This is a genomic window from Ectothiorhodospira shaposhnikovii, assembly GCF_022227765.1.
Classification (GTDB): Bacteria; Pseudomonadota; Gammaproteobacteria; order Ectothiorhodospirales; family Ectothiorhodospiraceae; genus Ectothiorhodospira.
In genome coordinates, this window is sequence record NZ_JAJMLZ010000005.1 from 98,710 (window position 1) to 112,169 (window position 13,460).

The following is a 13,460-nucleotide window of genomic DNA, read 5'->3' on the forward strand; positions in this document are numbered from 1 at the left end:
CAAACCCACCATTGCCCACCACAATGGACGAATCCACTTGCATTTCGCCATTTGCCATCATGCTGTCAGGAAGACATCGCTCGTACACATCAGGTACGGGCACGACGGTGTGAGACTGTCATTGGAGGTGGGAGTTTTGAAGTTCTGGCGCAAATTGGCGTTGACCTTCGTGGGCACGGCGGCGGTGATTACCGGCCTGTTCGTCATGGCCAGCTATAACAGCCTGCGCCAAACCCTTCTGGAAGAATCCGATCAGCGCCTGAGAGCGGGGGCCTATGCCGTGCTCGCCTTGCTGCCACCCGATTATCACCAACGGATCAGCGGCCCGGATTCCGTCACCAGTGAGCGCTTTTTGGCCGACATGGCGGTGCTGTCGGACTATGCCGATCATGCCGGCTTTGCCTACGTCTATACGTACATGAAATTCGGTGACCGCATCGTGACTACCGCAAGCTCGGCCACCGTCGACGAACGCCGGCACCTGACCCATGACCGCTTCTTTCAACATTATGACACCGCCCCGCCGGAACTCCATGCCAGCTTTGATGACGGCAGGACCCGCTATCTGGAATACAGCGACGCCTATGGGGAGTTCCGTTCCATTTTTCTCCCCATCCGGATCAATGACGATCGCTACTATGTCATCGGTGTCGATCTGGAGCTGAGCTATCTGCGGGAAAAACTGGCGGCCATGCGCCGGCAATCCATCGGCATAGGCCTGGCCCTGTTTTCCGTCACCCTGCTCTTGCTGCTGAGCGGTTCGCGCACCTTCATTCAGCCCTTGCAGCGCGAGGAGCGCCTCACCGGCATCTTCGACGGGCTCGACACCGTCGTATTTGTCTGTGACCCTGAAAACCGGCACATTCTTTTCGTGAATGCCCACGGTCGACAAGCCCTGGGCATCAGGGAGCATGGAGCCTGTGAACAGGAGGCGATCGCTCCAGGGGAGTGGCGCTGCGCACTTTGCGGCATACACCATCACGGCTCCGATGGGGCAAGTGATCCGTGGATACCGCGTTGGGAAATGCACAGTAGGCGCAACGGCCGCTGGTATGACTGCCAGCGCAAGGTCATGCAATGGAGTGATGGGCGTAACGTGCACCTGCAGATTGCCCACGATATCACCGAGCGCAAGCAGATCGGGCAGCATCTGGAGCGCAGCGAGGCACGCTTTCGTCAGCTATTCGATGAAATGCTGGATGGCTATGCCTTGCATGAAATCCTCTGCGACCCCCGGGGCAAGCCCATTGACTACCGCTATATCGAGGTCAACCCCGCCTTTGAGCGGATGACCGGCCTCAAGGCGGACAACCTGATCGGCCGTCGGGTGCGGGAAGTCCTGCCGGGGACGGAGGACTACTGGATTGACACCTATGGCAAGGTGGCCCTCACCGGCGAGCCGGCGTGCATCGAAAACTATTCCCGGGAGCTGGGCAAATTTTTTGAGGTACGCGCCTATCGGCCGGCCCCGGGCGAATTCGTGGTGGTGTTTGCCGATACCACGCAACGCAAGCGTTCCGAACAGGCCCTGCAACGCAGCGAACAGCATTTCCGCGCACTGTTTACCGACCTTCCGGTACCCATCCTGATTTGCGAGACCGAAACCGCCGACATCATCGACGCCAACCATGCCGCAATGGCGGCCTATCACTGCGACAATCTGGAATCGTTGCAAAAAGGCCAGGCCTGGTATTCGGCACCGCCTTATTCACGCGCCGACGCCGTGCGCTGGCATCACAAGGCCGTTGCCGAAGGACTTCAAGTCTTCGAGTGGTGCTACACCGACCGTGACGGCCAACCGGCCTGGATCATGATCTACCTGAACGTCGCCATGATCCATGGACAGCAGCGGATGCTGGTGATCCAGCTGGATATTACCGAACGCAAGCGCATGGAAGCCGAGCTGCGACGCATTTCCAGCATTGATGCCCTCACCGGGCTGCTCAATCGCGGCCACTTCTTCACACTGGCCGAGCGGGAATATCAGGTTTTTCGGCGCCATCAGCGCCCCCTCTCATTGCTGATGATCGACATCGACCACTTCAAACCGATCAACGACCGCTACGGCCATGGCATCGGCGATCAGGTACTGCGCGCCGTGGCCAACAGGCTACAGGAAAACCTGCGGCAAACCGATCTGCTGGGACGCTATGGCGGAGAGGAGTTCGTGATGTTGCTGCCGGATACCCATGAGGAGATGGCCGTGGTCCTGGCCGAGCGCCTGCGCCAAACCGTCGCGCGGCAACGGATAGAAACCCCGCGCGCGGTACTGTCCGTCACCCTCAGCCTTGGGGTAGCCGTATTGCACAAGGACCGCCCGGCAACCCTGGGTGAACTCATCGAACAAGCCGATCAGGCCTTGTATCGAGCCAAACAGACCGGCCGCAATCAGGTGGCCTGCTGGGTGTGTTCAGACGGCTGACCCGGTCTATCATCAGTCGATATCCATCCGGGACAAATCCATGCAGACACCCGACTACCAGGGTCATTGCCTGGCCAATCTGATGACCTCCCTGATCGGCGGCCTGGGCGGCACGCCCTCCTGTCACGGTCCCCTGCGTGCCCTGCCTCCCGAGGAAGTGAGCCGCCATCGCCACGTGGTCCTGGTGGTGGTGGATGGATTGGGCGACGGGTTCCTGCGGACCCGCCCCGCCCCGTTCCTCAACGGACATCGTCGCGCCGGCATCCATGCCGTCTTTCCCACCACCACGGCCACCGGGATCACCACCTTCATCACCGGCGATGCCCCGGCCCAGCATGGCCTCACCGGCTGGCATGTGCACTTTCGCGAACTGGGGGCGGTACTGGCGGTACTGCCCGGCAAACCCCGCTACGGCGGTAGCGGGTATGACCGGGCGGAAGGCCTGGATGTCCTGCGATGGCTGGGCCATGACGTCACCTTCAATCGCATCCCGGTTTCCAGCACCATGGTGGCCCCCAACAAGATCGCCAATACCCCTTTCAACAAGGCCCACAAAGGCCGGGCCCGGCTACTGCCCTTCAGCGGTCTGCAAGACATGGTGAACCGGGTGGAACAGGCGGTAAAGGGCCGGCACGGCAACCAGTATGTCTATGCCTACTGGTCGGAACTGGACAGCCTGGGCCATTACCACGGCCCCGACTCCCCCCAGACCCGCAAGCACCTGGAAGAGGTCGACCGGGCCCTGGCAAATCTGGCCGCCCGCCTGGCGGGGACCGACACCCTGCTGATCATCACCGCCGACCATGGCATGACGGCGGTGGAACACCGACTGATACTGGCGGACCATCCCGAGATCGCCGACTGCCTGACCCTGCCCCTGTGCGGTGAGCCGCGGGTGGCCTGGGCCTATGTGCGGCACGGCCGGCATGAGCGGTTCGAACACCTGGTCCGGGAACGGCTGGGGCATGCCTGCACCCTGCGCCCCAGCACGGAACTGCTGGAAGAAGGCTGGTTCGGCCCGGGCACGCCCCACCCCGAGCTGTCCGCGCGGATCGGGGACTATGCCCTGCTGATGCAACCGGGCTGGATCGTCTCGGACCGGTTGCTGACGGAAAAACCCTTCGACATGAAGGGAGTGCACGGGGGCCTGGCGCCCGAGGAACTGGAAATCCCGCTGGTGGTGACGGTCTGCTGAACCGGGGGTCCGTGCTATCATTGCCGGTCACCCACTGGAACAGGACACCGCCATGTCAGAAGCCCACACCCTGTTCGACAGCGCCGCCAGCCAGACCGTGGAACTGGCCAATCGTCTGAGCGACGCCGATCCCCAGGCCGACCTGTGGGAGATTGCCGACGGCCTGCTGGCGGGCGCGGTCCATTACTGGCTCTATACCCGCCAGCCCTGCGGCGACCCCCGCTGCGAGCAGTGCGCCACCATCAGCACGGCCGAGGAGCGCCTTGCGGTCCTGCTCAAGGACCTGGAACAGTACGCCCGGGACAGTGATTACTTCCACTCCCCCACGGATGTGAACGTGGGCAGGGCCTGAAGATGCCGCATGCCCCTCTCCGAGGAGAGGGGCATGATCATCCCGGTAGCCGGATCTCCACCTGGGCGCCCCCCAGGGCCTCCGACGTCCCGATGGTCAGACGCCCCTCGTAGGCACTGACGATCTCGTTCACCACCGCCAGACCGATCCCCTGCCCCGGCACCGCCTCGTCCAGCCGGCCGCCCCGGGCCAGGATGACCGGGACCCGATCCGCCGGGATGCCCGGGCCATCATCCTCCACCCTCAGCACCAGCCAGCGCCCTTCCATCGCCGACGCCACCCCGACCCGACCGCGGCCGTATTTCCAGGCGTTGTCCATGAGGTTGCCCAGCAGTTCCATCAGATCCCCCTCGTTGCCGCGGAAACGACTGTCGGCGGAGACCTCATCGAACAGGACCACCCCCTTGTCCGGGTAGACCTTGTCCAGGGTCCGGCCCAGACGTTGCACCAACGGTGCCACCGCCATGGGCGCGGCCAGGGCCCGGTGACCGGCGGTGGCCGCCCGCTGTAGCTGATAGGCGACGATCCGGTCCATGCGCTCCAGTTGTTCAAGATCCTGCCGGCGGTCTTCATCACGACGGGATTCCAGACTGCCCCGCAGGACCGCCAGCGGTGTCTTGAGGCTATGGGCCAGATCCGCCAGGCCGTCGCGATACCGGGCCAGCTGGGCACGCTCCTGTCGCAACAGGGCATTGAGGTTATCGGTCAGGGCCTTGAGTTCCACCGGATAGCGACCGGTCAGGGCGGATTGCTGTCCCTGCTCCATGGCGCGTAGCTCACGTGCCACCCGCCGCAGCGGAATCAGGCCCAGATACAGGGCCAGGGACTGGGCCGCCAGCAGCAACACCGCCAGCACCGCCAGCCAGCCCCACAGGCTGCGCCGGTAGGTACGCAGTTGAGCCTCCAGACCGGAACGGTCCTCGCTCAGGGTGAAGGTCAGAGGCACCACCCCACCGGGGGTTTCCCAATCCACGGTCATGCGGGCCATGAAGGCGCGCTCGTCCGGTTGCAGTCCATAATGGGTTCCCAGGGCCGAGGGGGACCGCCACAGCGTATTGCCGGCTTCATCACTGATGCGGGCATGGAGTCCCGAGTCCGGCAGCATGAGACGGGATTCGGGCAAGCGTTCCGGCAGGCTGACCCGACCGGCCGGGTCCACCTCGGCCACGCCCATCAGCAGGAACAGCTGGGCCTGCAGGCGTTGTTCCACCGCATAGACGGCACTGTCCCGGAACGCGCGCTCCAGGGCCAGGGCGGTCATGACGGCAAAGACCGCCACCACCAGGGCGGCGATCAGGCCTACCCGCAGGGTCAGGGAGTTCATGCCTGATCGGGGGGCAGGGCCAGACGATATCCCCGTCCCCGCAGGGTCTCGATGGGGCCGAGCCGGCCGTCCGGGTCCAACTTGCGGCGCAGGCGGCCGATGAGCACCTCCAGCACGTTGCTGTCCCGGTCCTCGTCATGGGGGTAGAGATAGTCGGTGAGGCTCTGCTTGGAGATCACCTGTCCGGGATGACGGGCCAGATGTTCCAGCAGACGGTATTCGAAGGTGGTCAGCCCGATCGGCTGTCCGGCCATGGTCACGGTCTGGGCCTGGGTATCAAGCACCAGCGGCCCGAAGGCAAGCCGACCATCCGGTCGCCCCGCGGCCCGCCGCGCCAGTGCCCGGAGACGGGCGATCAGCTCTTCCATGTGAAACGGCTTCACCAGATAGTCATCCGCGCCGGCCTCCAGACCTTCCACCTTTTCCTGCCACTGTCCGCGGGCGGTCAGGATCAGGATGGGCAGTCGCCGTCCCTCGGCGCGCACCTGGCGGATCACCTCCAGGCCGGGCAGACCGGGCAGACCCAGGTCCACCACCGCCGCATCGGCCGGATACTCCAGCAACCGATAAAGACCGTCGCGCCCGTCACCGCTGGTATCCACCATCCAGCCTTCCTGCTCCAGCCTTTCCCTGAGCCGGATCTGCAACGCGGTTTCATCCTCGATGATCACCACGCGCATGGGGCTTACCGCCACTCACCGGTGACGGCATCCACCAGGATGTTCCGCACCCGCTGATCGTCGGTGAGGATGCGGATGCGATGCACCCGGCGACCGTTCTGGATCTGGGTCTCCGCCGACAGGACCCGCCCCCCGATGCCAGCCTGAACCAGGGCCACGGCTTCATCGAGGGACACTTCGCCCGACGGCTCCTGCACCGGAAGCAGCAAGACCGGGCGGGACGGCTCCACGAGGGTGGCGGCACCCGCCGGGAAAGCCAGCGACAACACCAGGCACAGCCACCATCCCGAACCTTTGGCCGGGATCAGGGCATGGCGATGGCGGTGGCTGTGCTGCATGGATCCGAGTGTACCAGTAGCCGTCGGCAGGGTCAGGTCCCGGGTCAGTCCTGACCCGGGACCTGACCGATACCGAGTGAAGGATCAGAACCGATATCGATAATTGACATTCACGTCCACCCGCCCCCCGGCGTCACGATGATAGGTCGGGCGCGGTGGTGGCGGCGGGGGTGGTTGCCGGTAATGGCTCCGGTAATGGGACGGCCCCCGCTGCTGGGCACGGGCATCCCGGTAACCTTGGCGATAGCCGTCCTGATAACCGGCGCCATACCCCTGCCGGTAGCCATGGGCGGGGGCCCAAGGGGGAGGACCGCCTCTGGACACGGGTTGCACGTGGGGCGACGGCACCTGATGACCGGGGTGCCAGGGTTGCCCCCACCCCGGGCCTGCCTGCGCGATCATGGGCACCAGCAGCAGGCTGCCGACGGCGCCCAGGAACCACATTCCGCGAATGAAGGGTTTCATGATCGTGATCTCCTTGACTGGAGGGTTACGGACCGGTCCCGTGCATGGGGATCGGCCACCGCCGCCATCCGGCGATGATGTCATTGATACTCCCCCGCCCCTGAATGGCGCCTGAACCCCTCGTCATGAGGCCGTGAATCAGGTATACAAAGGGGCATGGATAGCATCGGCTGGATCATCATCAGTCTCATCACCCTGTTCCTGCTGGGACAGTTCGCCCTCGTCTATCGCACCCGAGGCATGCAGGGGCGACCGGCCCCGGACCTGAGCGATCTGATCAGCGAGGAGCAAAAGGCCCACGAGACCCTGTATTTCTACTTCCACAGCCCCCGCTGCGGCATGTGCAGGGAGGTGTCCGCTGTTCTGGACCCCCTCATGTCCGAGCGCACCGACATCATCGGCATCGACGTGAGCCGTCGCCCGGACATGGCCCGGCGGTTCAAGGTCATGGGCACCCCCACCCTCATGCGGGTACGGGACGGCCGGATCGAGAAGGTGCTCATGGGTACCCGTAACGAAGACGTCGTGCGCGCCTTCATCGGCTGAGCGCGCCCCGGCGCAGGAATCCTCCTCATGCAACAAGATCCCGCGGCCCTGCGCGCCCATCTGCAAGGCGAAATGGGCGTCATTACCTGGCCCGAACTGCAGACCCACTTCGCCCGTGGCGCCCTGCTGGCGGTCACCGATTCCCTGGATCTACTGGATGTCGCCATGGCCCTGGTCCGGGATGACCGGGATACCGTCGAGGACTGGCTCAGGTCCGGTACCCTGCGGCAGCCCGGCATCGAGCATGCCCGCGACTGGGAGACCCGTCGCCCCCGGTTCCAGGCCGTGGTGGTGGCGCCCTGGGTGCTGGTCAAGGAATCCGCCCACTGACGGCTCGGCCCCCCTGCGGTCCCCCCCGTGATCCGTTATCATCAGGGTTTGTAACCTCTTTGAAGGAGGAGGCAACCATGATGCAACTCAGCCCCCGCTTCGTCTGCGGGATCATCAGCCATGCCCGGGAATTCCATGCCCAGGAAGACGTGATGCTGCCCGAGGAACCGGACAACCAGAACGACGGCTGGATCGACGAGGCCCTGGCGGAACACGCGGACAATCCGGTGTACCTGGAGATCAAGAACACCATCGACGAGTTGGAGCCGGAACTGCAGGCCAATCTGGTGGCCCTCATGTGGCTGGGCCGCGGGGACTATACCGAGGACGAATGGGACGCCGCCCTGGAAGAGGCCAAGGACAACTGGACCCCCCGTACCGCCGACTATCTGCTGGCCACCCCCATGGGGGCCGACTACCTGGCAGAGGGGCTGGCCATGCTGGGCCATTCCTGCGAGGACGACGAATAAGACCCCGTCTGAACATGGACATCCTCTACAGCATGCGCCTGCAGGCACGCTTCAACCGCTGGTCCAACAGCCGGATCCTGGAATGCTGTGACGACCTGCGGGACACGGAGCGCAAGCAGGAGATCCCGGGACCGCAGGCCTGGTCGATCCACGGCCTGCTCAACCAGATGCTGCTGCAGGACCGGATCTGGCTGGGGCGCATGCTGAACAAGCCCTATGTGTACCGCTCCCTCGACCAGGTGCTCTATACCGAATATGCCCTGCTGCGCACCGAACGCCTGCGCACCGACAGCGAGATCATGAATTTCGTGCAGAACCTGGCCTATCCCAACCTGGACCGGCAAATCAGCTTCCGCCACGAGCGCAGCCAGCGGGAATGCACCCTGCTGCTGGGGGATTGTCTGCTCGGCATGCTCCACCACCAGTCCCTGCAGCGGGGGCGGATGACCGTCCTGCTGTCCCAGCTTGGCGTGTCCATGGCCCCGCTGAACATGAGTGCCATGCCCGGCATCGTCGAGTAACCCCTTTCACACCCCCCTTTTCAGGTACCCTCCATGACCAACCACCCGACCCTGATCCGCTCCGTCACCTATCATGGCCTGGAGCCGGGTGCGCGGCTCATCGTGCTGGGCGCCGTGCATGGCAACGAGACCTGCGGCACCCGGGGCATCGAGCGGGTGATGGCGGAACTGGACTGTGGACAGCTGACCCTGAACCGTGGCCTGGTGACTTTCGTGCCCGTCACCAATCCCCTGGCCTTCAGGCTGGGGCAGCGCATGGGGGAACGCAACCTCAACCGCAACTTCCGCATCAGCGACACGCCGTTGGATTTCGAGGATCGCATCGCCAACCGCCTGGGGCCATTGCTGGCCCAACATGAGGTGCTGCTGGACCTGCATTCATTCCATACCCCGGGGGAGCCCTTCGTCATGCTCGGCCCCCGGGACAACGACGGCGAGCTGGAGCCCTTCACCCACGCCGCCGCCGAGGAGGCCCTGGCCCGACGCCTGGGGGCACGTCGCATCGTCGAAGGCTGGCTGGATACCTATGCCCGGGGCGTGGCCCGGCGCCTGCGCAATCCCAATGCGGACCTACGCGCACAGATGCTCAGCACCGACCCCAGCTACGGTATCGGCACCACGGAGTTCATGCGCGCCCGGGGCGGTTATGCCCTCACCCTGGAATGCGGCCAGCACGAGGCCCCGGAGGCGCCCGCGGTGGCCTACCAGGCCATCCTCAATACCCTGGCCCATCTGCGGCTGGTGGACAGTCTGCCGGCACCCGCCCCGAGGCAGGATCCGGAGGTGCTCAGGTTGGTGGACGTGATCGACCGGGACCATCCGGAAGACCACTTCAGCCGCCAGTGGACCAGCTTCGACCCCATCCGCAAGGGAGACGAGATCGGCCGGCGCCACGACGGAACTCCGGTGCTCGCACCCGCGGATGGCTTCATCGTCTTCCCCAACCCCAATGCCCTGCCGGGCAACGAGTGGTTCTACCTGGCCGAAGCCAGTGAACGGATGAACACGGTCTAACCGCCGTTACGCTTGCCCCGCTTCTTGCGCGCCTTCTCCACCACCGCCAGCTGGGCCATGGCCTGCAACAGGACGGCGTGGGCCTCGTCACGGTCGGTGTAGAGCACGCTGTCGCGCATCACGTCTTCCGCCCGGCGCTTGGCCTCCCGGGCGGCCTCCTCATCGATGTCCTCACAGCGCATGGCCGTGTCCGCCAGCACGATCACCCCGGCGGGCTGGACTTCCAGCATGCCTCCGGAGACATACAGGTAGTCTTCCTCGTCGGAGCCGGCCGGGATGAAGCGCACGACACCGGGACGGATGGAGGTCAACAGGGCGGAGTGGCGGGGAAAGATGCCCAGCTCACCATTGGCTCCGGTGATGCAGACCTGGTGGACCTCTCCGGAATAGAGCCGCTCCTCGGCACTGACGATATCCAGCACCATGGTGGCGCCGGTACGCGGCATTCTCGACACGGTCACGGTCTGCTGCTCCCTCTGGACAGGTGTTCGGATCGGGCAAGGCCTGCCTCCTTCATCGCCGACAGGATCATGGCGGCGACCTTGTCCCAGTCATGAAGCTTGTCGGTGTTGATGGTCAGGTCGAACTGGGTCGGATCGTTGGTACGTCTCTGGATCAGGCTCCAGAGAAACTGCTGGCGCTGCTGGTTGATGGTCTCCACCTTCTCCCTTGCCTCGTCCTCGGACAAACCTTCCTTGGCGGCCACCCGCCGGGCGCAATGCAGCGGAGAGCCGCAGATCCGTATCCGGAAAGCCCCCCGGTCGCGCAGGAACACATGTCCGCCCCGCCCCATGATCACCCCGCCCTCCGCGCTGATGGCCAGCAGGACGTTCACCAGGGCCTTGCGATAGGTCGTCATGAAATAGGCATCCCCGGACAGGACCGAGTAAACCCATGTGCTCTTCCAGGCCGACACCTTTTCATCCAGTTCCCGTAGCAGTTCCCGGTCCTGCTCGGTATGCTTGGCCAGCCGCTCCAGCAACACCTCGTCGAAATAGGATACCTTGAGCTCACGGGCCAGTATCGCGGCAATTTCCTCCCCTCCGGCGCCGTAGTCACGGGCCATGGTGACCAGGGGCATGGGCCTGGAAGCCTCCCGACCCGAAGTATCCTTGCCATAGGTCTGCGACCGGATGTATCGCTGGATGAGATCATTCACATCATGATGCATGGGGCACCTTAGTCTGACTCCGGATGTCCTTCCATGTTACTCAGCCTGGCATGAACAACACCATCCTCCCGGCCATGTCATCCGCGCGCGGCACGCGGACCGGGCGGGCCGGGCATCACTTCCAATCAACCGCGGGCAACCCCTCCCACGGTGTTTATCGACCCAGAATGCCGGTCAGGATTCCGGCAAAGGACAGTCAAGCATGAACGACGAGAACCAATTCTTTCGCCCCGTGGGCGAGATCTGCCAGCGCCAGGTCGTGACCTGCCGGCCCGGCGAAGGGCTCGTTGATGTGGTAAAAGTAATGAAGGAGAAGAACATCTCCAGCGTGGTGGTCTGCGATGACGCCGGTGCCCCCATCGGCATCATCACCGACCGGGACCTGAGGAACAAGGTGGTGCCGTCGGGACGGGACCCGGGTTCCTTCAAGGTGGCGGACGTGATGAACAGTCCCCTGACCACCATCCGTGAAGAAGACGTGCTCTACGAGGCGCTGTACCGGATGTCGCGGCAACACATCCACCGTCTGGTGGTGGTGTCCGAGGACGGCGCCCTCAACGGGATCATCACCGACACGGACATCCTGCGCATGCAGAATCATTCGCCCCATCAATTGGTGCGGGACATCGAGAAGGCCGGCACCCCCGAGGATCTCAAGGTCCTGCATGCCCGCATTCAGGATCTGGTGGTACGACTCAGCGGCACCACCACCGGGATCCAGGATCTGGTCAAGCTCATTGCCCATCTCAATGACCAGATCCTGCTGCGCCTGATCCATCTGGTCCGGGAGACCCGCTTCCCCGACCTGCCCCGGGGTTTTGCCTTTGTGGTGATGGGCAGCGAGGGACGCAGCGAGCAGACCCTCTCCACCGACCAGGATAATGCCATCGTCTACGCCGATGATCTGTCCGAGGATGACATCAGGAAGATCGAGGCCTTTTCCAAGGAGCTCATCGAGCATCTCATCGAGATCGGCGTCCCTCCCTGCCCCGGTGGCATCATGGCCAGCAATCCCGCCTGGCGACGCAGTCTTTCCGGCTGGTACAAGGAGCTGGATCAGTGGCTCACCACACCCAGCCCGAAAAACATCCCCAATGTGAGCATGTTCGCCGACATCCGCACCCTTTACGGCGATGCCTCCCTGGAACGCAAGCTCAAGGCCCATATCTACCACCGCCTGGCGGAAAACCGGCTGTTCATCATGCGCATGGCGGAAAACATGCTGCGCTTCACCCCGCCCCTGGGCTGGCTGGGCAAGATCAAGACCGGTACCCAGGGCGCCCCCCGGGGGGAAGTGGACCTGAAGAAAGGCGGTATTTTCGCCCTCACCGACGGCATCAAGGCCCTGGCCCTGGAACTGAACGCCCTGGACGGGGGCACCCACCAACGTCTCCAGGCCCTGGTGAAACAGGGGGTGCTGAAGCAGGATCAGGCCGGCGATCTACAGGAAAGCTTTGATTTTCTGGTGCTGATGCGTCTGCGAGCCCAGGTCCGCTCCGTGGAGCAGGGGAAAAAACCGGACAATTGCGCAGCCCTGGAGCAACTGAGCCAGATGGAACAGGTGAAACTCAAGATCGCCTTCGAAGATGTGACCAAGTTCCAGAGCTTCATCAGCGGTCACTTCAACCTCAGCCTGTTGCGCTGATTGCAAGGCAGACCGGATGCCAACCCAGCCCCCCGCCCAACTCCCCGTCGCCACCTATTCCATCGTGGCCCGTGACCCTGCCAGCGGTCACCTGGGCGTGGCAGTCCAGTCCCATCACTTTGCCGTGGGCAGTGTCGCTCCGTTTGCCCGGGCGGGCGTGGGGGCCGGCACCATCCAGTCCTTCGCCAAGCTCATCTATGCCGCCGAAGGCCTGCGCCTGATGCGGGACGGCGCCAGTGCCGGCGAGGCACTGCGCCGCCTGCTGGCCCGGGATCACCACATGGATTACCGCCAGGCCGCCATGATCGACACCCAGGGAGACGTGGTGGCCCATACCGGCCGCCTGTGCATCGACGAGGCCGGTCACTGCCTGGGGGATGAGTACGCATGCCTTGGCAACATGCTGCTCAATGACGGCACCTGGGAAGCCATGGGACGGGCCTACGAGGCCGCCGAAGGTGATTTTCCCCATCGCCTGATCAGTGCCCTGGAAGCCGCCCAGGCCCAAGGCGGCGATCTGCGGGGACGACGCTCCGCCGCCATGATGGTGGTCAGCGGCAGGGCCACCGGAGACCCGGCCCAGGACACCCTTCTGGATCTGCGGGTGGAGGACCACCCGACCCCGGTCCGGGAGCTGAAGCGCCTTGTCATCCTCAAGGAGGCCTACGAATTCAATACCCTGGGCGGGCATCATCTGCGGCATGGTGAATACGACAAGGCCATTCAGGCCTTCACCCGTGCCGAAACACTGGCCCCGGAAGAGGATGAACTCATCTTCTGGCGATCCGTGGCCCTGGTCAATGCGGGCCATGAAGCCGAAGCCCGGGCACTGCTCGGGGCGCTGTTCCAGCGCGCTCCCCACTGGTCCCTGCTCCTGAAGAGGGTGGCAAAAAGCCGATTTTTGCCCGATGATCCGGCGTTGATCCAGCGGCTGCTCCAGCCGCAATCCGGCACATCCTGAATCCTCCCCTGACCCAGTTCTCCCCC

The 13,460-nt window shown here is 64.2% G+C and carries 16 protein-coding genes; 10 read left to right on the top strand and 6 right to left on the bottom strand.

Translation table 11 applies throughout. From position 1 onward, the window contains the following. Window positions 1–136 precede the first annotated feature (136 nt). From LQD11_RS08220 to LQD11_RS08230, 3 genes are read left to right on the top strand one after another with little or no spacing between them, the layout of a single operon-like run. Complete coding sequence (locus LQD11_RS08220; RefSeq protein WP_238617117.1) at window positions 137–2,422, top strand: sensor domain-containing diguanylate cyclase; 2,286 nt, start codon at window positions 137–139, stop codon at window positions 2,420–2,422. Window positions 2,423–2,462: 40 nt separating this feature from the next. Further along, a complete protein-coding gene (locus tag LQD11_RS08225) occupies window positions 2,463–3,617 on the top strand; it encodes an alkaline phosphatase family protein (protein ID WP_238617118.1) in 1,155 nt (384 codons plus the stop codon). Window positions 3,618–3,669: 52 nt separating this feature from the next. Further along, entirely contained in the window at window positions 3,670–3,969 is a 300-nt protein-coding gene (locus tag LQD11_RS08230) for a hypothetical protein (protein WP_238617119.1), read from the top strand. Between the two features lie 37 nt (window positions 3,970–4,006). On the opposite strand, the gene LQD11_RS08235 is transcribed toward LQD11_RS08230, so the two are convergent. The 4 genes from LQD11_RS08235 to LQD11_RS08250 form a co-directional block, all read right to left on the bottom strand. After that, entirely contained in the window at window positions 4,007–5,293 is a 1,287-nt protein-coding gene (locus LQD11_RS08235) for an ATP-binding protein (protein WP_238617120.1), read from the bottom strand. Continuing rightward, window positions 5,290–5,973 (bottom strand): response regulator transcription factor, encoded by a 684-nt coding sequence (locus LQD11_RS08240; RefSeq protein WP_008932906.1) that lies wholly within the window; start codon window positions 5,971–5,973, stop codon window positions 5,290–5,292. The genes LQD11_RS08235 and LQD11_RS08240 overlap by 4 nt, the downstream gene beginning before the upstream one ends. A gap of 5 nt (window positions 5,974–5,978) precedes the next feature. After that, window positions 5,979–6,311 carry a PepSY domain-containing protein gene (locus LQD11_RS08245; RefSeq protein ID WP_238617121.1) on the bottom strand — a complete coding sequence of 111 codons (333 nt, stop codon included), beginning with the start codon at window positions 6,309–6,311 and terminating at the stop codon, window positions 5,979–5,981. An 84-nt stretch (window positions 6,312–6,395) separates the two neighbouring features. Beyond that, window positions 6,396–6,776 carry a hypothetical protein gene (locus LQD11_RS08250; protein ID WP_238617122.1) on the bottom strand — a complete coding sequence of 127 codons (381 nt, stop codon included), beginning with the start codon at window positions 6,774–6,776 and terminating at the stop codon, window positions 6,396–6,398. A 156-nt stretch (window positions 6,777–6,932) separates the two neighbouring features. Between LQD11_RS08250 and LQD11_RS08255 the strand changes: the two genes are divergently transcribed. From LQD11_RS08255 to LQD11_RS08275, 5 genes are all read left to right on the top strand, one after another. After that, window positions 6,933–7,322: a thioredoxin family protein gene (locus LQD11_RS08255; protein ID WP_238617123.1), complete on the top strand. Its 390-nt coding sequence runs from the start codon at window positions 6,933–6,935 to the stop codon at window positions 7,320–7,322. Window positions 7,323–7,349: 27 nt separating this feature from the next. After that, a complete protein-coding gene (locus tag LQD11_RS08260; protein ID WP_008932903.1) occupies window positions 7,350–7,652 on the top strand; it encodes a DUF2288 domain-containing protein in 303 nt (100 codons plus the stop codon). A gap of 77 nt (window positions 7,653–7,729) precedes the next feature. Continuing rightward, complete coding sequence (locus tag LQD11_RS08265) at window positions 7,730–8,122, top strand: DUF3775 domain-containing protein (protein ID WP_008932902.1); 393 nt, start codon at window positions 7,730–7,732, stop codon at window positions 8,120–8,122. Between the two features lie 14 nt (window positions 8,123–8,136). Next, the gene (locus tag LQD11_RS08270; RefSeq protein ID WP_008932901.1) at window positions 8,137–8,643 is read left to right on the top strand and encodes a DinB family protein; all 507 of its coding nucleotides are present in this window, start codon (window positions 8,137–8,139) and stop codon (window positions 8,641–8,643) included. 33 nt (window positions 8,644–8,676) lie between these two features. Continuing rightward, window positions 8,677–9,657 (top strand): M14 family metallopeptidase, encoded by a 981-nt coding sequence (locus tag LQD11_RS08275; RefSeq protein WP_238617124.1) that lies wholly within the window; start codon window positions 8,677–8,679, stop codon window positions 9,655–9,657. Here the strand turns inward: LQD11_RS08275 and LQD11_RS08280 are convergent. Both LQD11_RS08280 and LQD11_RS08285 read right to left on the bottom strand, forming a co-directional pair. After that, entirely contained in the window at window positions 9,654–10,118 is a 465-nt protein-coding gene (locus LQD11_RS08280; RefSeq protein WP_338081479.1) for a F0F1 ATP synthase subunit epsilon, read from the bottom strand. The genes LQD11_RS08275 and LQD11_RS08280 overlap by 4 nt on opposite strands. Then, a complete protein-coding gene (locus tag LQD11_RS08285) occupies window positions 10,115–10,828 on the bottom strand; it encodes a cytidylate kinase-like family protein (RefSeq protein WP_238617125.1) in 714 nt (237 codons plus the stop codon). Before LQD11_RS08285 ends, LQD11_RS08280 begins: the two co-directional genes overlap by 4 nt. Window positions 10,829–11,030: 202 nt before the next feature. Between LQD11_RS08285 and LQD11_RS08290 the strand changes: the two genes are divergently transcribed. Both LQD11_RS08290 and LQD11_RS08295 read left to right on the top strand, forming a co-directional pair. Then, window positions 11,031–12,473, top strand: coding sequence for a DUF294 nucleotidyltransferase-like domain-containing protein (locus LQD11_RS08290; RefSeq protein WP_238617126.1), 1,443 nt, complete (start codon window positions 11,031–11,033; stop codon window positions 12,471–12,473). A gap of 16 nt (window positions 12,474–12,489) precedes the next feature. Next, window positions 12,490–13,434, top strand: coding sequence for a DUF1028 domain-containing protein (locus tag LQD11_RS08295; RefSeq protein ID WP_238617127.1), 945 nt, complete (start codon window positions 12,490–12,492; stop codon window positions 13,432–13,434). Window positions 13,435–13,460 lie beyond the last annotated feature (26 nt).

Coding starts and splice junctions, on each gene's coding strand:
- LQD11_RS08225 (WP_238617118.1), top strand. CDS start 2,463: ATGCAGACACCCGACTACCAGGGTCATTGCCTGGCCAATCTGATGACC.
- LQD11_RS08230 (WP_238617119.1), top strand. CDS start 3,670: ATGTCAGAAGCCCACACCCTGTTCGACAGCGCCGCCAGCCAGACCGTG.
- LQD11_RS08235 (WP_238617120.1), bottom strand. CDS start 5,293: ATGAACTCCCTGACCCTGCGGGTAGGCCTGATCGCCGCCCTGGTGGTG.
- LQD11_RS08240 (WP_008932906.1), bottom strand. CDS start 5,973: ATGCGCGTGGTGATCATCGAGGATGAAACCGCGTTGCAGATCCGGCTC.
- LQD11_RS08245 (WP_238617121.1), bottom strand. CDS start 6,311: ATGCAGCACAGCCACCGCCATCGCCATGCCCTGATCCCGGCCAAAGGT.
- LQD11_RS08250 (WP_238617122.1), bottom strand. CDS start 6,776: ATGAAACCCTTCATTCGCGGAATGTGGTTCCTGGGCGCCGTCGGCAGC.
- LQD11_RS08255 (WP_238617123.1), top strand. CDS start 6,933: ATGGATAGCATCGGCTGGATCATCATCAGTCTCATCACCCTGTTCCTG.
- LQD11_RS08260 (WP_008932903.1), top strand. CDS start 7,350: ATGCAACAAGATCCCGCGGCCCTGCGCGCCCATCTGCAAGGCGAAATG.
- LQD11_RS08265 (WP_008932902.1), top strand. CDS start 7,730: ATGATGCAACTCAGCCCCCGCTTCGTCTGCGGGATCATCAGCCATGCC.
- LQD11_RS08270 (WP_008932901.1), top strand. CDS start 8,137: ATGGACATCCTCTACAGCATGCGCCTGCAGGCACGCTTCAACCGCTGG.
- LQD11_RS08275 (WP_238617124.1), top strand. CDS start 8,677: ATGACCAACCACCCGACCCTGATCCGCTCCGTCACCTATCATGGCCTG.
- LQD11_RS08285 (WP_238617125.1), bottom strand. CDS start 10,828: ATGCATCATGATGTGAATGATCTCATCCAGCGATACATCCGGTCGCAG.
- LQD11_RS08290 (WP_238617126.1), top strand. CDS start 11,031: ATGAACGACGAGAACCAATTCTTTCGCCCCGTGGGCGAGATCTGCCAG.
- LQD11_RS08295 (WP_238617127.1), top strand. CDS start 12,490: ATGCCAACCCAGCCCCCCGCCCAACTCCCCGTCGCCACCTATTCCATC.